Below are 22,019 nucleotides of genomic sequence, written 5' to 3' on the forward strand. Positions count from 1 at the left end.
GATCATGCTCCATAGCGACCCTAGCGTGCGAGGGCCAATCTCTCTCAACTTGCCTGTTTAAGGATCGATCCAGCCAATATTGCCGTCATCGCGGCGATACACGACATTCAACCCATCCTTGTTCTCATTCCTGAACACCAACACCGGCGCACCGGCAAGTTCCATTTGCATTACGGCCTCACCAACGCTGAGAGATGGAATCTTTGTTTCCATCTCAGCCACAATCATGGGCTGTAGCGATTCGGGTTCATCTGCCGTGTTCGATTCGTCAGAGGCGAGGATATAAGAGGACGCCCCAAAGAGTTCAACAGGCTCAGAACGATCCTTGTGATGGTCCTTCAGGCGGCGCTTGTAGCGGCGCAACTGTGTTTCCATCTTGTCACAGCATGCCTCGAACGCTGCATAGATCTCGGTTGCGTGGGCCTTGGCCTGAGCGGTCAGGCCGGTGGATAAATGTATTGTAGTTTCGCATACATATTCATGCGCCGAACGGGAAAAGACGACATTGGCGTCGGTCGGGCGCTGGGCATATTTGCCAACAACTTCGCCCAGTTCGGTCTGCACATGGGTCTGCAGGGCCGCACCGATGTCGATCTGTTTTCCGCTGATTTGGTAACGCATGTGATCTCCTTCACAATTCACACCCATTCTGACGTTGCGTCACGCAACATGCTTGTTTTTATCGGGTGGGGGATATCGACATTTTGATCGGTTGCTGCCGTCCCAGCCCTTCAGCGAAGGGGTATCGAGATCCAGACTGGAACCGAATGAATGCCATACCCCAATTGAGACAAGAGGCGGCGGAAGAGTCAATCAAAACAGAGGTGTATATACGCGATTTCCGCAAAGCGTTCGGCGAAAAATCGTCCAACCCTATGAAATACGGAAGTTTTCGCCCAGGTAAACCCGGCGCACGTTTTCGTTCTCGACCACCTCGTCGGGTGTACCTGACATCAGAACCTGCCCGTCATGCAGAATATAGGCGCGATCCACGATCTCGAGCGTTTCACGCACGTTGTGATCGGTGATCAACACGCCGATCCCGCGTTTCTTCAAATCTGCCACCAGATGGCGGATGTCACCCACGCTGATCGGGTCAACGCCCGCAAAGGGTTCATCAAGCAACAGATATTTCGGATCGGCGGCCAGACAGCGCGCGATCTCAACCCGACGCCGTTCACCGCCCGATAGGGCAAGCGCGGGCGCGCGGCGCAGGTGTTCGATCGAGAAATCGGACAGCAGCTCCTCCAACCGCTCTTTCCGTCGATGGGCATGCTTTACGGTGATATCCAGAACCGAGGCGATATTGTCCTCGACGCTCATGCCGCGGAAAATCGACATCTCCTGCGGCAGATAGCCGATCCCAAGACGCGCGCGCCGATACATCGGCAGCGTTGTGACGTTCTGTCCGTCTATCGTGACTTTTCCTGCTTCAGGAAAGACCAGCCCGGCGACCGAGTAAAAAGTCGTCGTCTTGCCCGACCCGTTTGGACCCAGCAGTGCAACAACCTCGGACCGGTCGAGCGTCATGGACACATCCCGGATCACGGTCTTTTTCCGATAGGATTTGCGCAGTTTCTCGATGCGCAGGCCAGCGTTACCTTCCGCGACAGACAAGGTTGGGGCAGCCATCAGTTTCCGCCACCCTGTTGCAGGATGGTTTTGACGCGCCCTGTCATCGTTGCAGTGCCCGAGGTTAGGTTCGCGACCATCTGGTCGCCGCTGATCGTGCTGGGACCTTGCGTCAGCAGCACGTTGCCTTTCATCACGATCACACCGGTGTCGATGGTGTATTCCGCCTGATCCCCTTCGGCGGCATCCGGAGGGCTGACCAGAACGACATTCTCGGTCGCTTCCATCCGTTCGATGGATGAGCGATCCTGACTGTAGATCACCAGAACCCGCTCAGCCGATAGTCGCATTTCCCCCTGAATCACGATCACATTGCCGAGAAACTCGGCCGATCCATCCTCTTGATTGACGTTCAGTGAGTCCGAGGTCACCTCGACCGGCAGGCTGGGGTCGGCCTTGACCGAACCGAATGCAACCTGCGCTTCCTGTGCGATGGCAGAAACCGGGCTCATCAACAGAGCCATGCAAACAAAGAGAAATCGAAAATAGATCACAGGTTATCTTTCTGCTTTTGTTGGCTCATATACCAACTTCACGCCGTCTGTAAAAAGAATATGGACCGGACCGTCCTTTTTTTCAGTGCCAAATTGCATACGACCGGCAGAGAATGTTCCGATGACGCCGGTGCCATCGACCTGACCGGGAGTGTCGCCACGTATTTCTTCCAGCGATGTATTCAGCAGATCGGTCGTGACCTGAATGCCGTCCGAGGTGGTAATCACCACATCACCAACAAAAGTCGCCGTCCCCTTGTCGGGCCGGATCAGGCCCGAGTTGGAATCCAACTTGATCTCACCGCCGTTCAGCATCCCGAAACGCCCACGAAACTGCGATGCCGTCGGCTCTTCGCCCTCGGACCCTTGGACCACCCTGGTCGACTCAATCTGGACCTCTTCGCCTTTTTTGGTAGTGCCGCGGTAGTTGGGTTGCGTAATAACCTGCCCAGCCAAGCGATCTTCGATATCCTCCTGCGAGAAGGGCACCGAGACATCAGTCTCGATGCTGCGCGACAGAAGGAAAACGGTGGACAGCAAGACAATCGCCGTCAGAGGCAACAGCACCTTGAGGAACTGAACCATGCGGGAATAGCGATCCACCGTTTCACTCCCTAACCCAGACCGACGCGCAGGCAATCGTGGATATGCAGCAGACCCTGCGCCTGCCCGTCCGCGTCAGGATCAACCACAAAAAGCGATGTGATCTTGCGGTCGTTCATGATGCCCACGGCCTCTTCCGCCATGGCGTTGGGTGCGATGGTCAGAGGATCGCGGGTCATGACCTCATCCGTGGTCTTGTTTAAAAGCCCGTCCATATTGCGGCGCAAATCGCCATCGGTGACGATGCCCAAAAGGCGATCCGCATCATCTGTCACACCCACCACGCCAAAGCTCTTCTGGCTCATGACCAGCAGCGCCTCGCTCATGGATGTGCCGGACCGTACCACGGGCAGATCGGCATGCATGAGGTCGCGCACGGTGGAAAGCTGCGCGCCCAGTTTGCCGCCTGGGTGGAAGGCGCGGAAGTCCTCGGGCTTGAAATCACGGTGCTTCATCAGCGCGATCGCCAGCGCATCGCCCATGGCCAACGTCAGCGTGGTCGAGATCGAGGGCACCATACCGAACCCGCAGGCCTCACCCATGGACGGGATCAGAAGATGCACGTCTGCCTGCTTCATCAGCGTGCTTTCCGGCTTGCTAGACAGACCAATCAGCGGAATGCCAAAGCGCCGCGTAAAGGCCAGAAGGTTGGCCAGCTCCGGCGCTTCTCCGGAGTTCGAGATCGCCAAAACCACATCATCCTTTGACACCATGCCCAGATCACCGTGGCTCGCCTCGGCAGGGTGGACGAAATACGCGGGCGTGCCGGTCGAGGCCAATGTGGCCGCGATCTTGTGGCCGATATGGCCCGACTTGCCGATGCCGCTGATGATAATGCGACCGGTGGCCTGCAGGATCAGTTGCACCGCTTCGGCAAAATCCTCGTTCAGGCTTTCGGCCAGCGAGTCCAGCGCGCGGGCCTCATCGGTAACAACCTGACGGGCGGTTTTCAGGAATGCTTCAGTATCGGTCATGAGTGCGCAAAAATATCAGTTTCGGGCCAGCCTGCGAGGTCGAGTTTCGCACGCATCGGCAGGAAGTCAAAACAGGCCTGCGCCATCTCGGTCCGGCCTTCGCGGGCCAGCCGTTTGTTCAGCTCATCCCGCAGACGGTGCAGGTACAACACGTCCGAAGCCGCGTATTCCAGCTGGGCTTCAGACAGAGTCTCGGCGCCCCAATCGCTCATCTGTTGTTGCTTCGAGATATCGACGCCGATCAGCTCCTGACACAGGTTCTTTAGCCCGTGGCGGTCGGTATAGGTGCGCACAAGGCGGCTCGCGATCTTGGTACAATAGACCGGTGCGGCCAGTGCCCCAAAGGCGTGGTACATCGCTGCGATATCGAAACGCCCGAAATGGAACAGTTTCAGCACGTCTGCATCTTCCAGCATCGCGCAAAGGTTCGGAGCCTCGGTCTGCCCCTTTTCAACCTGAACGATATGGCTGTTGCCGTCGCCGCCGGACATCTGGATCACGCACAAGCGATCCCGATGCGGATTCAGCCCCATGGTTTCACAGTCGATGGCCACGATCGGCCCAAGGTCCAGCCCGTCGGGCAGGTCGTTTTTATACAGGTGGTTTGCCACAGAGGTTTCCTTTGTGCGGTCTCGACCCCGAGATAGGCGGTTTATCCGGCAAACTCAACGCTGAGCCTGTCGCCGGGCATTCTGTCGCTGGATGGGCTTGATATTATCCCCATGGGGGGGATATGGATACATCATGACCAATCACACGCATGAATCGCACCCGCAAATCACCGCCCGCCTGAAACGGGCGCATGGGCATCTGGCGAAAGTCATTGCCATGCTCGAAGATCACGCGCCCTGCTCCGACGTTGCCCAGCAGCTTTTTGCGGTCGAGAAAGCAATCACCAATGCCAAGCGGGTTCTGATCCACGATCATATCGACCATTGCCTGACATCCGAGGACGGATCGGCCATCGAAGATTTCAAAACCATAACAAAGTACCTCTGACCAATGCTCGGCATCCTGCAAAACCGCACCTATCGCCACCTTTTGGCTGCTCAGGTCGTTGCGTTGACGGGGACCGGGCTGGCGACGATCGCGTTGGGCCTGCTGGCCTATGATCTCGCAGGCGAGGCTGCGGGGATGGTTTTGGGCACGGCTCTGACCATCAAGATGGTCGCCTATGTGGGGATCGCCCCACTGGCGGCGGCGTTTGCGGAACAGCTCGACCGGCGCAGGATGCTGGTGGTGCTGGATCTGATACGGGCTGCGGTCGCACTGTGTCTGCCCTTCGTATCCGAGGTCTGGCAGGTCTATGTACTGATTTTCGTCCTGCAATCGGCCTCGGCCGGGTTCACCCCCGCGTTTCAGGCTACGATTCCCGACGTCCTGACGGATGAGCAGGACTACACGCGCGCGCTGTCCTTGTCGCGCCTTGCCTATGATCTGGAAAGCCTGCTCAGCCCAATGCTGGCGGCTGCGTTGTTGGTCTTTGTCAGCTTTGACACGCTGTTTTGGGGGACCGGAGCTGGGTTTGTTGCCTCGGCGCTGCTGGTGGTGTCCGTTGTTCTGCCCTCGCCCAAACCCGCAGAGCGACGCGGAATATACGACCGGACAACGCGCGGCATTCGCATCTATTTGTCGACAACACGTTTGCGCGGCCTTCTGGCACTCAGCTGGTCTGCAGCCGCGCTCAGCTCCATGGTGATCGTTAATACGGTGGTCCTTGTGCGCGCGGACCTCGGCCTGTCCGAAAGCGCGGTGGCGATTGCTCTGGCTGGGTTCGGAGGCGGCTCGATGATCGCGGCCTTCGTACTTCCCTCTCTGCTGGATCGGTTCAAGGACCGCCGGGTCATGCTGACCGGGGCGACACTTGGCGCGCTGGCAATGGCCGGAGCAGCCATGACATCCGGAGCACTCTCCCTACCGCTGCTCACGGCCTTCTGGGCCTGCGTGGGCTTCGGCTACTCGATGACCCTGACCCCCTCGGGCCGCCTATTGACCCGCTCGGCCCGGCCCGAAGACCGACCCGCCGTATTTGCCGCCCAGTTCACCCTATCCCATGCCTGTTGGCTGGTCCTCTATCCGCTATCGGGATGGCTGATGACCCGTTTCGGCGCAACCGTGGTCATGACCACCACAACCTGCGTTTCTGCCTTAGGCATCGCTGCTGCACTGATCATCTGGCCGCGATCCGACAAAGCCCCCTCAGCGCAGAAGCCTTGAGCCTCCGGGCGCTTCTGCCGTAAACCAGAGCGACCCTGCCGGAGGCCCCATGGATCAGCTCGACCGCCACATCATCACCGCACTGCAGCACAATGCCCGTGAATCGACCACGAATATCGCGGCCAGGCTGGGCGTGGCCCGCACCACCGTGCATGAGCGGATCAAGCGCATGGAAGAGCGTGGCGTGATTGCGGGCTATTCCGTTCAATTGCACGCCACCGACGATACCCCGCGCGTGCAGGTGATCGTGATGCTTGAGGTCCAGCAAAAGGAAACCACCCGCATCATCAAACGGCTTGAGGCCTATCCCGAGGTCAAACGCTGCCTGTCGATCAATGGCGAGTTTGACCTGTTGCTGTCCGCAGAGGCCCCCCGGATCGAGGATCTGGATATTCTGGTCGATGAACTGGCCAAAATCCCCGGCGTTCTGCGCACCAATACCAGCGTCGTATTCGGGCGTAGGATCGACCGAAAATGATGGGGCGATAACCCTCTGTAAACCGATGACTGGCTAGCTTGGCCCGGAATGACCCGAATCCCGGACCGGCAGAATGCCCCATCGTTTCGTCTCGATTATCGTTGTGCTGACGCTTGCGCTGATTGCGCAGGCCGGGCGTGCCATGCCGGATGCCCGAGCGGGTGATATCTGCGATCAGGCCGCACGCCGCGCGGCACTGTCCGAAGGCGTACCACTGGACGTCCTGCGCGCCATATCGCGGGTCGAGACGGGGCGCACCCAAGACGGACTGCTACAACCCTGGCCCTGGACCATCAATGTCGAAGGGCAGGGCTATTGGTTCACCTCCGAGGTTGAGGCAAAAACCTATGTTTTCCGGATTTTCAAAGCCGGCAAGCGCAGCTTTGACATCGGGTGTTTTCAGATCAACTACCGCTGGCACGGCAAGGCCTTCCGGTCGATCGACGCGATGTTCGATCCGCAGGAGAACGCCACCTACGCCGCAAGGTTTCTCAAAGACCTCTATGCCGAGCTTGGATCCTGGCCCGCCGCCGCCGGGGCCTATCACTCGCGCACGCCCGCCTTGGCCGAGGCCTATCGCGGTCGGTTCCAGACCGTTCTGGCGCAGCTCGACGGGTCCGTTCTACCCCATACCCATGTGGCTTGGCGGGACCCTTTCACAGGGGCAGCCGCCCCGCTGATCCCGGTACAACCAGTTGAATCCAATGGTGGGTCTCTGGGGTCTCTGGTTCCGGCGGCGGATGCTGCCACCGCCTTCATCGCATTCAACTAGGAGGTCAGCGTGCCCACCATAAACGCCCGATCCCTGTTCTCGCCCACCGTCCTGTTGGCACTGGCGCTGATGACCGTCATCGTGATGATGATCCTGCCGATGCCCGCCTGGGTGTTGGATGTAGGGCTGGCCGCCTCCTTTGCGCTGGCTATTCTGATTTTCACCCTGACCCTGTTCATCGAACGCCCGCTGGATTTCTCATCCTTCCCAACGATCCTACTGGCCTCGCCGATGCTGAGGCTGTCGCTGAACGTCTCATCGACCAAACTGATCATCGGTCAGGGCCATACCGGGCCAAATGCGGCGGGCAACGTGATCGAAGGCTTCGCCAATTTCGTGATGGGCGGCAGCATCTTTCTGGGCCTCGTTGTGTTCTGCGTGTTGTTGATCGTGAATTTCATGGTGATCACCAAAGGCGCTGCACGAATGGCCGAGGTCGGCGCGCGCTTTGCTCTGGACGGGATGCCGGGTAAACAGCTGGCCATCGACAGCGACATGTCCGCCGGGGCCATCGATCACCAGCAAGCCAGGGAGCGGCGCGAACGCGAACAGCAGGAGACGACCTTCTTCGGCTCACTCGACGGTGCGTCTAAATTCGTCAAAGGCGATGCGGTTGCCGGACTGTTGATCACGCTGTTGAACCTTGTGATGGGGCTGGTCATGGGCGTGATCGTGCATGGCATGCCGGTCACATCCGCCTTTGAAACCTACGCTATTCTGACCGTGGGCGATGGTCTGGTCTCGCAAATCCCGGCGGTGATCATCTCTATCGCCTCGGCTCTTTTGCTGGCGCGCGGCGGTACGCAGGGCGCGACCGACAACGCCATCTTCTCGCAACTGGGCAAGCACCCGGCCGCGCTGGGCACGGTGGCTGTGTTGATGGTTCTTTTCGCGCTCGTCCCCGGCCTGCCCTTCCTGCCCTTCATTCTGGGCGCTGGCGTGTTGGGATACGCGGCCTACAGGGTCCATCAAAAGCAAAAGGCCGAGGCGCTTCAAGGCCGGACCCCAGCCCCCGAAGCGGAAACCCCTGTTTCGCAAGCAATCGGAGATATCCTGGATCTGGACGACGTACATTTGGAGTTCGCGCCCGACCTTGTCAGCATGGTGCTGAACCCCGGAACCGGGCTGGACGCGCGCATTGCGAATATGCGGACCTATGTGGCCTCGACCTTTGGCCTCATCCTGCCCGAGATTCGCCTGACCGACCGCGCTGATCTGCCCACCGGCACCTATGTCATCAAGGTGCAAGGCGTCGAACAGGCGCGCGGCGTTCTGAACCCTGATCTGGTGTTGGCGCTGGTGCAGGACGGGCATGAGTTTCTGCCCGACGGCAATGACGTGACCGAGCCTGTCTACGGCGCCCCTGCTCGTTGGATTCTGCCGAAAGATCAAGAGGATGCCGCCCTGAACGGGGCCACCATCGTCTCACCGCCCGAGATTCTGGCGACCCATCTTCTGGAGATCATCAAGCAGAACTTCTCACGCCTGCTGACATTGAAATCCCTGCGACGTCTGTTGTCCGAAATGACCCGCCTCAGCGACCCCGTCCGAGCCGAGGCGAACCGCAAGCTGCTGGATGAGCTGATCCCCGACAAGGTGCCGATCGACACGCTGCACGCGGTTCTGAGGTTGCTGCTGGATGAGCGTGTCTCGATCCGCAACATGGCCCTGATCCTTGAAAGCGTGGCCGAAGCGCGCCTGACCACCACCCAGCCCGAAGGCATTTGCGAACTGGTCCGCCAGCGGCTGGGCTTTCAGCTGGTGGCCGAGATGAAGCGTGAGGATGGCTCAATCCCGCTGATCCAACTGGCCCCCGAATGGGAAGATACGTTTGGCAGCTACCAGATCGACGGCCCCGCCGCCGGGCTGGACGTTGCGTTGCCCCCCAATCTGTTCAACAAGCTGGCCGACGGTGTGGTGGACAGCGTCGCACAATCCGCCGATCACGGGTTGTTTCCAGCCGTTGTGACCTCAACCCGCCGGCGTCGCCTGTTGCGCTCGATCATGCAGGCGCGCGGGGTGTCCAATCCGGTTCTCTCCTTCGAAGAAATCGGGCTCGAGGCACGCCCCGCCCTGGTCGGAACCGTACCCGCATGATCGCCCTGCCGCCCGAGCTGTTGGGGCAACTCAGCACGGGGCTGTGGCATGTTTTTGCCGTTTTTTTGAGGGTGTCCGCGTTGGTCACCCTCTTGCCCGCTTTTGGCGAACGCAGCATCCCGGTCCGGGTCAAGCTTGCGGTCGCTGTGGCCTTTACCTTGATCGTGCTGCCAGCAGTGCCCTCCCCGCAATCCAATCCGGGCCTGCTGCCGATGGCGCGCCTGGTCGGCACCGAGGTTCTGGTCGGCATGGTTCTGGGCATGGGGCTGCGCCTGTTCGTGCTGGCCCTGCAGACCGCCGGATCCATCGCGGCGCAATCGACATCGCCGTCTCAGCTTTTCGGCCATCAACCGTGAATTCAATCGCGCCGTGGCCATCATGCGCGATTCTGGAACCGTTGAGCTGAACATCGCGGCCACTCAGTCCGTATCGACAGCGCACGCTATCGGTCGGATCGAAAACATTCTGGTTGAGCCTGAAACCAAGGCCCGCGTTGTGGTCGATCAGCGCTCGGGTAAGATTGTCATGGGGCAAGAGGTTCGGATCTCTCGGGTCGCGGTGTCGTAAGGCAACCTGACTCTGACAGTAGAAGAGGCTCCGATAGCCGTACAACCCAACCCGTTCGCTGACGGAGAGACCGTCGTGGTGCCTAGAACCTTCGCCAGCATCGAAGAAGAGGAAGGCACCGGTCTGGCCGAAATCCCCGAAGCCACCACCCCGTCTGAGGTCGTGGCCGCGCTGAACGCCCTGGGGGTTTCGCCGCGCGACATGATCGACATTTTGAAAACGATCAAAGCCGCAGGGGCCCTGCATGCTGAATTCATCGTGCGATAGACGCACCCTTCACGGGCCGGGTCCCTATTTTGATTTCCAACTATCCAACCAACGGCGGAACCGACCGCGCCGTTCATCGATGGCGTCGCCCGCCGCATAGATTCCATCTTCCATCGACTCGAGCATCGGGTCGATCCGGGCCTGACGGAACCGGCGCCAGCGCACCCAAAGCGCCCAGACAATGGCAGCAAAGACAGTCAGGAAGACAATGTTGAACCACGGGATGATCCGCACGTCCGGCCCCTCGACCGGTTTGATAAAAACAGCGTTGGGGAAGATCGACATGAACTCATTGCGCCAGCCATAATGGGTTACAACCACCCAGTCTGGATTGTTCTTGTCCGAGATCGCGTCATTAGCCTCGGTATACAGGTTGGCAGTGTCGAACTTGAAATAGAACGGCCAGCCCCAGCCGGTATCCTCGTTCCGGTAGACGATAGGCTTCCCGTTGGCACGAACGGCCTGGATAAACTGCACGTCTCGGTTCGACAGGCTGGCGGATTGATCTTCAGGCTCGGACCAGAAAATACGTGTCCAGTCGTTCAGGTCTTGCCGCTCTTCATAGGTGTTGACGATGCGCACGACGTCATGCTGCGGCAACGAGTATTGCAGGATCACAGCGACGGTGCCCCAGAAGATGATAATGAATGCCCATTTCACATAGGCCATGCCGTAACCCTCACATATAATTCACGATGTAGATCAATGCGCCGATTGCCACCCAAGGGACAATATACACCGCCAGGATCAGTTTGCGTCGGAACGAATTGTCATAGACATGCAGCCCGCGTTCCACAAAGGCTTCTTTATTTCCCTGTTTGCCCTTCTCGTCCCACCACGTCTCAAGCTTGCGACGGCGGACGCCGCGCGAATAGAGCGACAGCGCGAAATAGGCAATTGTCTGCAGAACCAGCAGTACCAGAAACAGGCGCATCGCTCCGAACATATCAACTCCTCCCGACTGCGCCCCAGGGGCCGACCCGCGCGATGATTGTATCGCTGACACGATCTTCTCCGCTCATATCCGGTTCATGACCGAATAGTGCGGCACGCGCACCGGATTTATCCACTTGATACTCGCGGGCCAGAAACTCGGCAACATAGGCCTTCTTGGCCTCGGGCCATGTGGCATAGGTTTTGTAGAACAGCTCTTTGTGGCAGATAAACATCTGGCGCGGATCAAGCGGAGCCAGTTCGGACAGCAACATATTCACCAAGTCGCGGTACGGCGTACCCGTAGCGCGCAACGTGTAGAAATACGCCGGATGGTCCGAGGTGATCCGTGGCCAAGGTCCCCCATCCGTCGCCCAGCGCAACAATTTGGCGAGACCGTGATATGCGTCGGGCAGGCGATCCGAGTGGTTTCGCGCCAACCGCCTCATATCGCGGCGATCCAGCCCCATCAGATCAACATCAGCATCTGCGGCGGCGGCAACGGTCAGGAAGTCCATCTTTTGCTGAAGGATCGCCGCCGCATCCACGCCGCGCGCCTTCACGATGGGTTCGACCAAATCGTTATAGTCGAGGAATTTGGCAATCTGGTTCCGTTGCGACGGGTCAAACGTGTACTTGATTTTCAGATCGTCCGGCTTTTCGCCCATGCAAATCGCCGCCGGGTGATCCATGTCCGGGAACAGGTACAGCCCGCCGAAATGCGCCGTCCAGAAGTTGCGCTGCTCAAACGCCGTGTGGCGGAGGTGGACCGGGTTGCGGGTTACATCGCCGGTTTCTTTCGCCGTTTCGATCATCCTGGCGATCAGCACATCGTCGAACCATGCATCCTCGGCGGTTTTGAACTGTTCGACCATGCCCGCCAGCTGCTCGGCCTTACGCAGGGTGCCGCCTGCGGTATCGGCCTCAATCTCAATCTTGCGCAGGTTCAGCAGATCATTGGGCGTGGTGAGTTTGAAGACCGAGTTCACCAACTCTCCGGCCACCGCATCGGTGGCGGTCAGGGCAAACACCTGCGCCTCGTTCATCTCGATAAACTCGCGCAGAATATCGCGCGAGGTCGAGAATTTGACGTTCAGCAAAGGCGCGCGTTTCTGCTCCGTCGTCAGCAGGATGAACTGCCGGTTGACCCCGTTGGGGTTGAGGTAGAGCTCGTCCTCCAACTCACTCCCCACCTCCGGCGAATAGCCAGAGATATCGACATGGAAATCCGTCAACCCCGTGGTCTTGCCCGCCAGATGTTGCAGCGCGCGGTTATACCGCTCGACCAGAGCCGGGCTGGAGATGTGGACGAGGTTGCCGAACATCAGGCCTTTTTCGATGAGGCGGATCATTCCGAAAGCCTATGGGTAACTTGTATGCCTATCCCTTTGATCAAACCAACCCAATAGGGTGCAGACAAGATGAGACTTCCGATAAGCACAATAGAAGGGTCTAGCCTTTCACCCAGTTCCCAGACATCAAAAACCAAAATACCAGATGCGGTAACGAACCCAACAAAAACAAAGACAGCGGCAAACAAACTGGCAGTCCACCAAAAGAAGAACCTCAGCCACATGAACCCGCCTAAGGGAACAGGTAAACTGCGGCGGATCACCCAAAGGACAAATTTGGTACCCGCATAAGCCAATAGAGCGCAAGCTATCAGGAATAGTATATCAAGCACTCAGTCGGTCCTTCTCTTCGGTTCGAGATAGTGATCCATTCAGTTTATTCTCCCGCTAAATCGACCAACAACCACAACCGCCAACACCAACAACGGCAATGCAAACGCACGCCCTGTGATCTGCAAGTTGAACCCCAGGTAAGACACCACGCTGCCCTCAAACAGGATCAGGGACTCTCCCCATGAGGTGCCCTCGAAGCCGCTGCTCGCGTTCACGCCGAACTGGGTCAGGAACAGCAGCGCCACGGCGCCCAAAAATCCGATCACACCCCAGCGCAGAGGCAGGATCAGGCCCAATACAAGCGCAAAACCGGAAATCGCGTAGACGAGCACTATACCTTCCCCTCCAGATACCGCCGCTTGGCCTCTTCCATCCGACCCATCTCACGGACGGCGTTTTCGATGGCGACCTCGTCGCTCTTGTCGGCATAGCGGAACTCGCTGTCGGCATAGCGGTTGATTTCCTGCATCACCATCTCGACCGTGATCGGCTGGCGCAGATCCTCGATCATGGCCTTCTTGTTGTCGTAGTCGCGGAACAGGAACAGGTCGGGGTTTTCCATCCATTCGTCAGGCAGTTCGAAATCCATCGCGCGGACCTTGACCGCGTCGGTGATGTTCTTGATCGCGCGGCCGGTGAAACGCTCATCCGCCTGCTGGATCGCCTTGAGGTAGGTGCCCAGCTTGGCGATCGTGTCCATCTGGCCGATCTCGCCTGAGACCCGGTCATAGACCTGCATCAAAGCGTCCTCATGCGGGCGGGCGTGGCTTTCGAAACTGGCGGCAACGGCCTTTTTGATCTCCTGCGCGGCATAGGCATCGTGTTCACCCAGCGGGATTTCATGGTTGCGGCCCATCAGCAGGTGCAGGATGTCTATGTAATCCTCGCGTGTCTGCGGCCCGTCCACCAGGAACCGCGCACCGGCCCGCTGACGCAGGGCGTCGTCCACATTCTCGGGGTAGTTCGAGAACATGCCAAAGGTGCAGTTGCCGCGGACAACAGTGTTGGCGCCGGCAAAGCTTTCCATCAGCACGGCGGTGATTTCCAGCTGCCCGGCTGAAGACTGCCGGTCGCCGCGTTTGCCTGCCAGTTGGTCGATATCGTCGATGGTACCGAACCCGATGACCGAGGGGTCGATGATCGTGTTGATAAACGCCTTGGCGTTCTGGCCGGATTTACCCTGATAGCTGTCGATATTGTCGGTGCTGAGGTTCTGATAGCGGAACGGATAGCCCGCGTTCTGGCAATAATCGTTGATCAGCCCGGCCATCATCTGGATCAGGGTAGTCTTGCCGGTGCCCGGTTTGCCGTCGCCCATGAAGGTAAAGATAAACCCGCCAAGCTCCGCAAACGGGTTCAGGCAGCGGTCAAAGTCATAGGCCATCAGCATCTTGGCCAGCTTCATCGCCTGATACTTGGCGATATGATTGCCCACCACCTCGTTCGGTTTCTTGAACGTCATGGTCAGGGTGGTGGACTTGGCCTTGGATGCTGGCTCAAACCCCCGGATCGTCAGATCATCAGCTTCAACATGCCAGGCCACGTTCTGGAACGGGGCCAGATGGCCCGCCGATTGGGCGCGCAGGGCAGCCTTGTCCATCAGTTGCTCGGCATAGGCGCTGGTCGCTGCAATCAGATGCGCATCGTCGGGGGCATGTTTGGCGAGGGTCTGGTCCAGCTCCCACAGCGCGCCGTGCAGGGCGAGCTGGCCGTTGTCGGTCAGAACCTCATGGATCTCACCCAGATCAACCGTGGTTTCACTCAGATGGGACGACATCAGATACGCCAGCGCATTGCCCAGCACATGAGAGGTAATCAGCGCCTCAGCCGTCAGCAATTCCGAAAATTCGGTCTTTCGCGCGAGAGGCAAATCCCCCGCCAGATTGGCCCGCTTCAAATCCGCCAACGGAGTCTGCTCCGCATAAGCCTCGGCCACGGCCAGAGCGATGGCAATTGCGCGCCGAATGGCCTGCTGCGCGGTGGCCTGAGGGGGCGAGACCAGCGTATCACCATCATCCGACGCCTCGATCCGCTCAACCAGATGCACCCCATCCGCCCGCACAGTGCGCCGCGTCACCAATCCCGGCGTAGTGGATCGAAACCGCCGCCCCGTCGACACGCCCGGGGACCGCTCGACCGCCACGTCAACCGGTTTCGCAATGCGCGGCGCGTGTTCGAACCCGTTCAGCAGGGCCGTCGCCGCTGGGTAATGCTTGCGAATATCGTCTTCCCGTAATTCCATCTGATCTGACGTCAAACTCATCTCAAAAACCGCCCATTCTTCTTCTGTTCAAAAATACCTCCGCCGGAGGCAAAAAATCTAAAAGCGCAACACCTGCCCCGTCTTGCTGACCACGAATTTCCGCACATCGGCAAAGCCAGGAGGGTTTCGCTCTGCCAGAACCTGAAACGGACGCTGAGGCAGAATGATCGAGCGCTGCGTGCGCGTCGCCCCGGTCTCGGCGCCCTGCCCACCGAACGGATCCAGCGCAAACACCTCACGCTCGACGGTTGAGAACCACCCGGCGCGTTCCTCGATCACCTCTTCGCTTTCCAGCTCCTCAGTCGTCCAGGCCAACGCCCAGTCCTGACCTTGCGGAGCTTGCGCGTCCTCCAGCACCTGCCGCAAAGGCCCGGATTGTTCCGTGAAGGCCGAGGAATACATCGGCCCCACGTGAATGCGGCGCAGGTGTTTGGGATGCAGGTCGTCGAAATCCTGATCGAAGCCTTTGGCGATGGTCACCAGTTTCAGCCCGCCTAAGGATTGCGCCATCAGATGCGCCTGCACCTCAGGCCAGCGGCGTTGATCCTTGGGCAGCGCCGTCTTGCCGCTATCCTCCAACTGCATCAGGTAGATGACCGGCAGATTGATCTGGCTGTCATAGACCGCCCAATGGATCATGAACTTGCGCCGTTCACCCTCATTCCCGATCCAGTGGCATTCCGGATCATTGCGGGCCCAGAACAGGTGACCTTTCAGCAATTCCTCGTAATAGAGCCTTTGGGACAGAGCGAATTGCAGCTTGGTCGGGATTTCCTGATCGCCAATAATGGTGCGGACCATGTCGGTTTTCAGATCATCTTCCGAGGGCATGTTCGCCAGATGCACCTGCGCCTGCTGGGCGTCATTGGCCATCGTCAGCAATTCAGCCGCAACCGGAAATCCGCTGTCGCGCTTGTCCATAGCGAGGCTGCCAAAAAACCGCCCAGTATCGCGACCGACCAGCAGGTATTTCATGCTGAGCGCCCGGAAGGTGTAGAGCAGCCCCGAAAGGTAACGCGACACGATCCGAACCTCTTGCTTACTGATCGCGCCTTCTGCCTCCATCGTCGCGGCCACGCGCAGGAGGTGGACGGTGATCACCTCGAACTTGCGAAAATAGCGGCGCGAGGCGAAGGTGTCGGTCAGGCCGACATGGTCTTGCGAGGGGTCAGTCATTGGCGGCTTCTGGGCACTCGACTCTAATTCTGCAGTCTTCCAAAGCTGCAAGAAAAACAAACAAATAAACCCCTAAGACTCCGCTCCACGGCAGTCCCAAATCGAATGGCAATGAAATTCCAAGCAGCATGCAGAAAAAAATGATCAGCCATTTCTTTAAAAAAAAAGCTCTCCAAAGGACCCTTGTGCGGATTGCTTCCCAAAAACTCATTTGGCGATCTAGCTCAATAAACTCTCCCCATTTCGGCTTCATGACGAAAACCACATAGAGCATAGTTGCTATGCTCGTCCAAATTGCGAGAACGCTCAGAGCAGGTTGTGCGGTACCCAATCCGACAAAAACTGCGATAATGAACAGAACATAGACAACTGCTGGAACAACGGTAAGTAGTTCGCTTGTCGAGTAGCGCAACGGCTTTAACCCCCATACAAATTCTTATCATGCTTCTCGACAATCGAGGCAAAACGGCGGGCAAAGCGTTCATCCGCCTTGGCCTTTTTCTCCAGCACGTCGCGGGCAAAGACCATATGATCCTCATGCGCCTCGAGCATGTCGGCCATCTTCTGGTTGGTCGCGGTGCCGATGGCGGCCATTGCCGTCTGAGCCTCTTGGTCGGTCTGCACGCCGATCTCGTTGATGCGGTGGGCCACGTCCTGCTGCTGCGCGGTTTTCAGCGATTTGGTCAGGGCGTCATACAGCACCACACGCTGTTGCGTGTCTGTCTGCAGCTTGTTGATCAGCACCATCTGCGTCGCCGCCTGGTTCTGCAGAGAGTCGACCCAGGTCTTGCCCTTTTCGATATAGCGCTCCAGCGTCTGAGACTTGGCCAGCTTGACCTGCTCTTCCTGAACCTTGGCGTTGTATTGCTTGTTCAGCTCGGCCAGCTCGGTTTCCAGCTGGGTACGCGCAGCGGCGTCTTGTTCGACGCTGATCTTGTTCTCCAAGGTGATGATCGTCGGATCCATGCCCTGAATCTCCGCCCGAAGCGCCTCGAGTTGTGCAACGGTCGCTTCCCGGTCGTCCAGCGTGACGGTCAGGTTGTCCTCAACCTTGACGCGCTGTTCTTCCAGTACGGACAGTTGCCCCTCCAGCAGTTTGACGATCACGTCGGATTTGGCGATCAGGTCCTGCAGCTTGTCGTCAATATTGGCCGTGCGCATCCGCTCCTGCCGCATCGACTCGGATTTACCTTTCGAGAAGATTCCAACAAACGATTCCCACCCGGTTTTCGAGCGCATCTCGTCGAAATCTTTCGAGAACGCGCTGGTGACGTCGTCCAGCCCCATGATCAGCTCAGCGATATTGGCGTTCATTACCTCGGTATGGGCATGCACGTCCTCAAGCGTGGCATTTTCGATGTCGATATCCGCCTCGGCCGTACCGATTTTGGCGCGTGCGGCCTCGATCCGTGAGGTCAGGCCTTCGATCTGCGATTGCGACTCACGCACCTTGGACTGAGTCTCTTTGATCAATGCCTCAAATTGCTGGTTCGACATCTATGCTATCCCTTTTTCTTTATATTTCTATATAGATAGACAATGTAACGCTCATTTACATCCCCTATCGCTCGGAAATTTCGAAAACTGTCGCAAACTCCCAAGGGAAATGAAAGCCATATGGCACGGACATAGGGCCAAAGTCCTTGCGCGGTGGAAAAGGGGCACAACTGGGTTCATCGCCGCGCGACAATGGACATAGACAAAGCGCATGACACCTGCTTGGGTGCGCGCAATGCAAATACTGCCGGAGGCTGACCCATGCTGGACGCAACGACCGATCTGAAATCCCTGCTCAAGAATCCCGACCTTCTGGTGACCAAAGCCTATATTGGCGGCCAATGGGTGGATGGCGATAACGGCACGTTCGAAGTGACCAACCCCGCACGCGGGGACGTGATTGCCGAAGTTGCCGATGTCAGCCGCGCGCAAGTCGCAGGCGCCATCGCGCAGGCCGAAGCCGCGCAGAAGGAATGGGCCAAGCTGACCGGCAAGGAACGTGCCGCCATCCTGCGCCGCTGGTTCGACCTGATGATGGAAAACGCCGAGGATCTGGGCAAGATCCTGACCGCCGAACAAGGCAAGCCGCTGGCCGAGGCCGTTGGTGAAATCGGCTATGGCGCCTCCTTCATCGAGTTTTTCGGGGAAGAAGCCAAGCGGGTCTATGGCGAGACCATCCCCGGCCATCAGCGCGACAAGCGGATCATGGTGATGAAACAGCCGATCGGCGTTGCTGCTTCGATCACACCGTGGAACTTCCCCAACGCGATGATCACGCGCAAGGCGGGCCCGGCGTTGGCCGCAGGCTGCGCCTTTGTCGCGCGCCCTGCGACAGAGACCCCTCTATCCGCTCTGGTTCTGGCGCTGCTGGCAGAACAGGCGGGCGTACCTGCGGGTGTCTTCAACGTCGTGCCGTCTACTCAGGCCAGCGAGACCGGCAAGGAGTTCTGCGAGAACCCAGGCGTGCGCAAGCTGACCTTTACCGGCTCGACCGAAGTGGGCCGCATCCTGCTACGCCAGGCGGCCGATCAAGTCATGAAATGCTCGATGGAGCTGGGCGGCAACGCGCCCTTCATCGTGTTCGACGATGCCGATCTGGATGCTGCGGTAGAAGGCGCGATGCTGTGCAAATTCCGCAATAACGGCCAGACCTGTGTCTGCGCCAATCGCATTTACGTACAGGCCGGCGTCTACGATTCCTTTGCCGCCAAGCTGAAAGCCGCGGTTGAGGCGCTTGAAGTCGGCGACGGACTGAGTGCTGGCACAACCACCGGCCCCCTGATCAACGACGACGCGGTGGCCAAAGTCGAAGAGCATATCAAGGATGTCACCGACAAAGGCGGCGCGGTTCTCACCGGCGGCTTGCCTCATGATCTGGGCGGCACCTTCTTCCAACCCACCATCGTGACCGGCGTGACTCAGGACATGATGGTGGCGCAGGACGAAACCTTTGGCCCATTGGCGCCCTTGTTCAAGTTTGAGGACGAAGATGACGTCGTCGCCATGGCCAATGATACGATCTTCGGTCTGGCCTCGTATTTCTATGCCAAGGACCTGAGCCGCGTCTACAAAGTGGCTGAAGCGCTGGAGTACGGCATCGTCGGCGTGAACACGGGCATCATCTCGACCGAGTTGGGCCCGTTCGGCGGCGTCAAGCAATCCGGCCTTGGCCGTGAAGGCAGCCACCACGGCATGGAAGACTATATGGAAATGAAATACGTCTGCCTGTCGGTCTGAACTGGAAGACTGCCCCCTCTCCTCGCGTTGAGGGGGGCAACCGATTTGACATGGCCTTGCCTGCCTGATGTCTCTCCAATCCATAGAACAGAACGAAGATACGCGGATTTAGGCGAGCCGCCAGTAAGACGCGCGTCTCAACACTTCGCTAGTCTAGAGTATCGATTTCGGCCATTTTAAATATTGAGAAACAGGTGGTGCCGATGAAGGGCATCTAATTCATGTTTCAGCGTGTTTCATCGCGCGCCTTGACTGCGTAAATACATTTCTTCAATGAGTTAGAGGTTCCACTACAGACTATATACAGAAGTTAGATATAGGGTCCAAAAAATGAACACTTGGAAAGGTCTCAATGTTTTTGACCCTTGGGCCTGAAAGATGTGCCAATGAGAATCCCTGCAGTAGGTGACGCGCTACCGGCACGGGGCCGCTAATACCATCACCCAAGTGCCGCCCGTGCCCTCGAACAACGCGAACTTCTTGGCCTTCCTTGACAGCATATTGTCCCGATGCCCTCGCGACTGCGCGCAAGTCGCCATCACGGCTTCTAAGTCTTGCTGGCCATGGGCAATGTTTTCAGCCACAATACACCAATCGTGGCCTGCCCTGTTCACCCGCTCGCCCACTTTAGAACCGTTCGATCCGGTATGTGAGAAGAAGCCATTCCTTGCCATGTCTTCAGCATGGGACTTGGCAGCTTTCTCCAACTGGAGACTGTAGTTGAGCGCTGGGCGACCCTTGCTTTCGCGGAGTTGTTCACTTCGTTCGTTGCCAATGCGTTTGCCGAGAGAGCCGTAGGGATCAAAAACGCCAAGACTTGCAACAGGCGTAACATCTTAAGTCTGTCTGAATCGGTCTATATTGTTCAGTTCGGAGTTTTTGAAAACCAAAGGATGTGCAATCAAGTCTCGTTGAACCAAGGCTTTAGTATCAGAGATTCAGCGTGCACTGAAAGTAGCTATCTTGGCGGAACGTACGACGCGCCGAACTCGTACCCCCTCATTTACAATCGCAAACCCCATTCAAGACGCGCCGCACTTACCTGCTATCGGATCCGAATGTTTGAATTGTGACAGTTTAATGAAAGAAAGGCGGGAAGTCTTTTTACGTCACGGAGGGCGCTTCATTGGTATCTCTGGTTGCTTGAGGGCTTCGGTGGGTGACACACCGAACCAATTAACCCCCTCAAATCCAGTCGGAAAAACCAGAACGTTCTAAAAAAAACGTGTCACCCACGCCTAGAGGATCGCATTGTGGCAAAACTGTGTCCATGATTCATTGTGAAACTTTCCGTTTCGCATCTGGAAACAAATCGTTTCGCGATGAAACCGGGCAATACGGGGTTTCCCCAATTTTAAACAAACAGCTTTAGTGCCACAGTAAATCACACTATCCACACCTCCACTCAATCACGGGTGAAATAAGGGTTTGGTCCTTACCCCCTCGACCAACCCCTAACACATCAAACATCCCTACAATTTCGAAATAGAGGCGGCTTCAGCGAACACTGGTGTCTTGCCTAGATACGCTTGCTGGATTTGGGGAAAGACCAAGACGTACAGCCTTGTCCAATTTAGGTCTTGTGCGTAGCCTCTGGAGTCATGTGCAACCTCTACTCCAACACCATTTCGGCTGTAGCGATGCGCCAACTGTTCGAGGCGGCCGTTGCGTGTAGCAGGCTCGGGAAAGCTGAGGGCAAGAAACAAAGTTGCGCTGTGGTTGAACTTGCCAAAGAACCACCGCCTGCTCTAGGAATAGACGAATTCCTGACTCGGTCAGAGTTAACACCGACTGGTAGGTCAAATTCTGTCTGCAGTTTGGGGTTTAACTTGATTGAAATAGATGAGGCGATGTAGTTTCGCAAGTTCATTTTGCAATTGGGAAAACCTATGCGATGCTTGTTTCTATGCTTGGTAGTGGCATTTTTTGTACCTTTGGAAGCAATTTCCGCCGTTGCCCAAACACAAGGCTTTACGACCACTTCTGTGCACATGCGAGCCGGTCCAAGCACGAATTATCCAGTCGTCGCCGCGTTGCCGCAAGACGCGACAATCGAAATATACGGTTGCCAGACAGGCTATAGCTGGTGCGATACCGGGTGGAATGGCGCTCGCGGCTGGTTATCGTCAAACTACATTCTCACTGACAGTGATGGCTCGAAGAAAGTCATGAACCCTGTGCTTGCGGCAGCTCTAGGTATAGCGATTTTAGATTTCAGTCAGGCGTATTGGGAGAACCACTACCAAGCCTACCCTTGGTATGCATATTGGAACCGCTACTACCACCCCTACCATCCGGCTCCAGGCCCGTATTGCTACCACGCTCCTCAAGATCCTGAGTGTCAATTCGGCCCATACTACTCGCCTCCGTCTCATCAAGCTGCTCCACATCACCGCTACGACGGCGGTCAAGGGTATCACCACCATCACGGCAACGGCCATGGGCACCATCATCATTGACGGTCTAGAGTAGAACGCCAAAAAAAGGGCGCGCCTAACCGCAAGCGCGCCCTAGTCCAACAGGGAGGAGAAAAACTCGCGTTCTCAAATACACCAACGCTAGTTGTTTAATACGCTAGCTATGGATGGATCTGCCGAAGAGCGCAGTGAAGTTGGTCACGCAAGCCT

General features: G+C 57.6%; 24 protein-coding genes and 1 pseudogene. 9 read left to right on the plus strand and 16 right to left on the minus strand.

Annotated features, from left to right (window positions below):
- Positions 1-57: 57 nt before the first annotated feature.
- The 6 genes from hpf to ACR0JF_RS12875 form a co-directional block, all read right to left on the minus strand.
- Positions 58-621 (minus strand): ribosome hibernation-promoting factor, HPF/YfiA family, encoded by a 564-nt coding sequence (hpf, locus tag ACR0JF_RS12850; protein ID WP_170660844.1) that lies wholly within the window; start codon positions 619-621, stop codon positions 58-60.
- Positions 622-873: 252 nt separating this feature from the next.
- Positions 874-1,632, minus strand: a complete 759-nt coding sequence (lptB, locus tag ACR0JF_RS12855; RefSeq protein ID WP_170660845.1) for an LPS export ABC transporter ATP-binding protein — start codon at positions 1,630-1,632, stop codon at positions 874-876.
- Positions 1,632-2,084: an LptA/OstA family protein gene (locus ACR0JF_RS12860; protein WP_480669437.1), complete on the minus strand. Its 453-nt coding sequence runs from the start codon at positions 2,082-2,084 to the stop codon at positions 1,632-1,634. Before ACR0JF_RS12860 ends, lptB begins: the two co-directional genes overlap by 1 nt.
- A 45-nt stretch (positions 2,085-2,129) precedes the next feature.
- Positions 2,130-2,729: an LPS export ABC transporter periplasmic protein LptC gene (locus ACR0JF_RS12865; protein ID WP_170379954.1), complete on the minus strand. Its 600-nt coding sequence runs from the start codon at positions 2,727-2,729 to the stop codon at positions 2,130-2,132.
- An 11-nt stretch (positions 2,730-2,740) separates the two neighbouring features.
- Positions 2,741-3,703 carry a KpsF/GutQ family sugar-phosphate isomerase gene (locus ACR0JF_RS12870; protein ID WP_170660847.1) on the minus strand — a complete coding sequence of 321 codons (963 nt, stop codon included), beginning with the start codon at positions 3,701-3,703 and terminating at the stop codon, positions 2,741-2,743.
- Positions 3,700-4,314: a ribonuclease D gene (locus ACR0JF_RS12875; protein WP_170641863.1), complete on the minus strand. Its 615-nt coding sequence runs from the start codon at positions 4,312-4,314 to the stop codon at positions 3,700-3,702. The genes ACR0JF_RS12870 and ACR0JF_RS12875 overlap by 4 nt, the downstream gene beginning before the upstream one ends.
- A gap of 133 nt (positions 4,315-4,447) precedes the next feature.
- Between ACR0JF_RS12875 and ACR0JF_RS12880 the strand changes: the two genes are divergently transcribed.
- The 7 genes and pseudogenes from ACR0JF_RS12880 to ACR0JF_RS12910 form a co-directional block, all read left to right on the plus strand.
- Positions 4,448-4,702 (plus strand): metal-sensing transcriptional repressor, encoded by a 255-nt coding sequence (locus ACR0JF_RS12880; RefSeq protein ID WP_170379951.1) that lies wholly within the window; start codon positions 4,448-4,450, stop codon positions 4,700-4,702.
- 3 nt (positions 4,703-4,705) lie between these two features.
- A complete protein-coding gene (locus ACR0JF_RS12885; RefSeq protein ID WP_170660848.1) occupies positions 4,706-5,920 on the plus strand; it encodes an MFS transporter in 1,215 nt (404 codons plus the stop codon).
- A gap of 49 nt (positions 5,921-5,969) precedes the next feature.
- Positions 5,970-6,398: an Lrp/AsnC family transcriptional regulator gene (locus ACR0JF_RS12890; protein ID WP_170641848.1), complete on the plus strand. Its 429-nt coding sequence runs from the start codon at positions 5,970-5,972 to the stop codon at positions 6,396-6,398.
- 73 nt (positions 6,399-6,471) lie between these two features.
- Positions 6,472-7,170 carry a lytic transglycosylase domain-containing protein gene (locus tag ACR0JF_RS12895; RefSeq protein WP_480669440.1) on the plus strand — a complete coding sequence of 233 codons (699 nt, stop codon included), beginning with the start codon at positions 6,472-6,474 and terminating at the stop codon, positions 7,168-7,170.
- Positions 7,171-7,239: 69 nt separating this feature from the next.
- The gene (flhA, locus tag ACR0JF_RS12900; protein ID WP_480669510.1) at positions 7,240-9,267 is read left to right on the plus strand and encodes a flagellar biosynthesis protein FlhA; all 2,028 of its coding nucleotides are present in this window, start codon (positions 7,240-7,242) and stop codon (positions 9,265-9,267) included.
- Positions 9,264-9,623: a flagellar biosynthetic protein FliR gene (locus tag ACR0JF_RS12905; RefSeq protein ID WP_170660850.1), complete on the plus strand. Its 360-nt coding sequence runs from the start codon at positions 9,264-9,266 to the stop codon at positions 9,621-9,623. Before flhA ends, ACR0JF_RS12905 begins: the two co-directional genes overlap by 4 nt.
- Positions 9,610-10,101, plus strand: a pseudogene (locus ACR0JF_RS12910) (flagellar basal body P-ring protein FlgI); the annotation flags it as partial. The gene ACR0JF_RS12905 and the pseudogene ACR0JF_RS12910, both read left to right, overlap by 14 nt.
- Positions 10,102-10,125: 24 nt before the next feature.
- Here ACR0JF_RS12910 and ACR0JF_RS12915 read toward each other — a convergent pair.
- The 9 genes from ACR0JF_RS12915 to ACR0JF_RS12955 are packed head-to-tail and all read right to left on the minus strand — an operon-like array spanning position 10,126 to position 17,655.
- The gene (locus ACR0JF_RS12915) at positions 10,126-10,770 is read right to left on the minus strand and encodes a DUF1523 family protein (protein WP_170470914.1); all 645 of its coding nucleotides are present in this window, start codon (positions 10,768-10,770) and stop codon (positions 10,126-10,128) included.
- A 10-nt stretch (positions 10,771-10,780) separates the two neighbouring features.
- A complete protein-coding gene (locus ACR0JF_RS12920; protein WP_170379920.1) occupies positions 10,781-11,047 on the minus strand; it encodes a hypothetical protein in 267 nt (88 codons plus the stop codon).
- Position 11,048: 1 nt separating this feature from the next.
- The gene (locus tag ACR0JF_RS12925; RefSeq protein ID WP_170660851.1) at positions 11,049-12,386 is read right to left on the minus strand and encodes a DUF6638 family protein; all 1,338 of its coding nucleotides are present in this window, start codon (positions 12,384-12,386) and stop codon (positions 11,049-11,051) included.
- On the minus strand, positions 12,383-12,718 hold the full coding sequence (locus ACR0JF_RS12930; protein WP_170660852.1) for a hypothetical protein: 336 nt from the start codon (positions 12,716-12,718) through the stop codon (positions 12,383-12,385). The genes ACR0JF_RS12925 and ACR0JF_RS12930 overlap by 4 nt, the downstream gene beginning before the upstream one ends.
- A gap of 39 nt (positions 12,719-12,757) precedes the next feature.
- A complete protein-coding gene (locus ACR0JF_RS12935) occupies positions 12,758-13,051 on the minus strand; it encodes a hypothetical protein (protein WP_170660853.1) in 294 nt (97 codons plus the stop codon).
- Positions 13,051-14,982: an ATP-binding protein gene (locus ACR0JF_RS12940; protein ID WP_170660854.1), complete on the minus strand. Its 1,932-nt coding sequence runs from the start codon at positions 14,980-14,982 to the stop codon at positions 13,051-13,053. The genes ACR0JF_RS12935 and ACR0JF_RS12940 overlap by 1 nt, the downstream gene beginning before the upstream one ends.
- A 57-nt stretch (positions 14,983-15,039) precedes the next feature.
- Positions 15,040-16,158, minus strand: a complete 1,119-nt coding sequence (locus ACR0JF_RS12945) for a hypothetical protein (protein WP_170660855.1) — start codon at positions 16,156-16,158, stop codon at positions 15,040-15,042.
- Positions 16,151-16,570, minus strand: coding sequence for a hypothetical protein (locus ACR0JF_RS12950; protein ID WP_170660856.1), 420 nt, complete (start codon positions 16,568-16,570; stop codon positions 16,151-16,153). The genes ACR0JF_RS12945 and ACR0JF_RS12950 overlap by 8 nt, the downstream gene beginning before the upstream one ends.
- Before the next feature lie 5 nt (positions 16,571-16,575).
- Entirely contained in the window at positions 16,576-17,655 is a 1,080-nt protein-coding gene (locus ACR0JF_RS12955; RefSeq protein ID WP_170660857.1) for a coiled-coil domain-containing protein, read from the minus strand.
- A gap of 261 nt (positions 17,656-17,916) precedes the next feature.
- Here ACR0JF_RS12955 and ACR0JF_RS12960 point away from each other — a divergent pair, with 261 nt between their 5' ends.
- Entirely contained in the window at positions 17,917-19,392 is a 1,476-nt protein-coding gene (locus ACR0JF_RS12960; protein WP_170660858.1) for an NAD-dependent succinate-semialdehyde dehydrogenase, read from the plus strand.
- A gap of 413 nt (positions 19,393-19,805) precedes the next feature.
- Here the strand turns inward: ACR0JF_RS12960 and ACR0JF_RS12965 are convergent, their stop codons facing one another.
- Entirely contained in the window at positions 19,806-20,099 is a 294-nt protein-coding gene (locus tag ACR0JF_RS12965) for a CAP domain-containing protein (RefSeq protein WP_480669445.1), read from the minus strand.
- Positions 20,100-21,383: 1,284 nt separating this feature from the next.
- Here ACR0JF_RS12965 and ACR0JF_RS12970 point away from each other — a divergent pair.
- A complete protein-coding gene (locus ACR0JF_RS12970) occupies positions 21,384-21,851 on the plus strand; it encodes an SH3 domain-containing protein (RefSeq protein WP_480669512.1) in 468 nt (155 codons plus the stop codon).
- Positions 21,852-22,019: the final 168 nt, after the last annotated feature.

The sequence above is a fragment of the Ruegeria sp. BG11 genome (assembly GCF_056538565.1).

What these genes read in the sequence shown, in the direction of transcription:
- hpf (WP_170660844.1), bottom strand. Translation starts at nt 621, where the DNA reads ATGCGTTACCAAATCAGCGGAAAACAGATCGACATCGGTGCGGCCCTG.
- lptB (WP_170660845.1), bottom strand. Translation starts at nt 1,632, where the DNA reads ATGGCTGCCCCAACCTTGTCTGTCGCGGAAGGTAACGCTGGCCTGCGC.
- ACR0JF_RS12860 (WP_480669437.1), bottom strand. Translation starts at nt 2,084, where the DNA reads ATGAGCCCGGTTTCTGCCATCGCACAGGAAGCGCAGGTTGCATTCGGT.
- ACR0JF_RS12870 (WP_170660847.1), bottom strand. Translation starts at nt 3,703, where the DNA reads ATGACCGATACTGAAGCATTCCTGAAAACCGCCCGTCAGGTTGTTACC.
- ACR0JF_RS12880 (WP_170379951.1), top strand. Translation starts at nt 4,448, where the DNA reads ATGACCAATCACACGCATGAATCGCACCCGCAAATCACCGCCCGCCTG.
- ACR0JF_RS12885 (WP_170660848.1), top strand. Translation starts at nt 4,706, where the DNA reads ATGCTCGGCATCCTGCAAAACCGCACCTATCGCCACCTTTTGGCTGCT.
- ACR0JF_RS12890 (WP_170641848.1), top strand. Translation starts at nt 5,970, where the DNA reads ATGGATCAGCTCGACCGCCACATCATCACCGCACTGCAGCACAATGCC.
- ACR0JF_RS12895 (WP_480669440.1), top strand. Translation starts at nt 6,472, where the DNA reads ATGCCCCATCGTTTCGTCTCGATTATCGTTGTGCTGACGCTTGCGCTG.
- flhA (WP_480669510.1), top strand. Translation starts at nt 7,240, where the DNA reads ATGACCGTCATCGTGATGATGATCCTGCCGATGCCCGCCTGGGTGTTG.
- ACR0JF_RS12905 (WP_170660850.1), top strand. Translation starts at nt 9,264, where the DNA reads ATGATCGCCCTGCCGCCCGAGCTGTTGGGGCAACTCAGCACGGGGCTG.
- ACR0JF_RS12915 (WP_170470914.1), bottom strand. Translation starts at nt 10,770, where the DNA reads ATGGCCTATGTGAAATGGGCATTCATTATCATCTTCTGGGGCACCGTC.
- ACR0JF_RS12920 (WP_170379920.1), bottom strand. Translation starts at nt 11,047, where the DNA reads ATGTTCGGAGCGATGCGCCTGTTTCTGGTACTGCTGGTTCTGCAGACA.
- ACR0JF_RS12925 (WP_170660851.1), bottom strand. Translation starts at nt 12,386, where the DNA reads ATGATCCGCCTCATCGAAAAAGGCCTGATGTTCGGCAACCTCGTCCAC.
- ACR0JF_RS12940 (WP_170660854.1), bottom strand. Translation starts at nt 14,982, where the DNA reads ATGAGTTTGACGTCAGATCAGATGGAATTACGGGAAGACGATATTCGC.
- ACR0JF_RS12945 (WP_170660855.1), bottom strand. Translation starts at nt 16,158, where the DNA reads ATGACTGACCCCTCGCAAGACCATGTCGGCCTGACCGACACCTTCGCC.
- ACR0JF_RS12955 (WP_170660857.1), bottom strand. Translation starts at nt 17,655, where the DNA reads ATGTCGAACCAGCAATTTGAGGCATTGATCAAAGAGACTCAGTCCAAG.
- ACR0JF_RS12960 (WP_170660858.1), top strand. Translation starts at nt 17,917, where the DNA reads ATGCTGGACGCAACGACCGATCTGAAATCCCTGCTCAAGAATCCCGAC.
- ACR0JF_RS12970 (WP_480669512.1), top strand. Translation starts at nt 21,384, where the DNA reads ATGCGAGCCGGTCCAAGCACGAATTATCCAGTCGTCGCCGCGTTGCCG.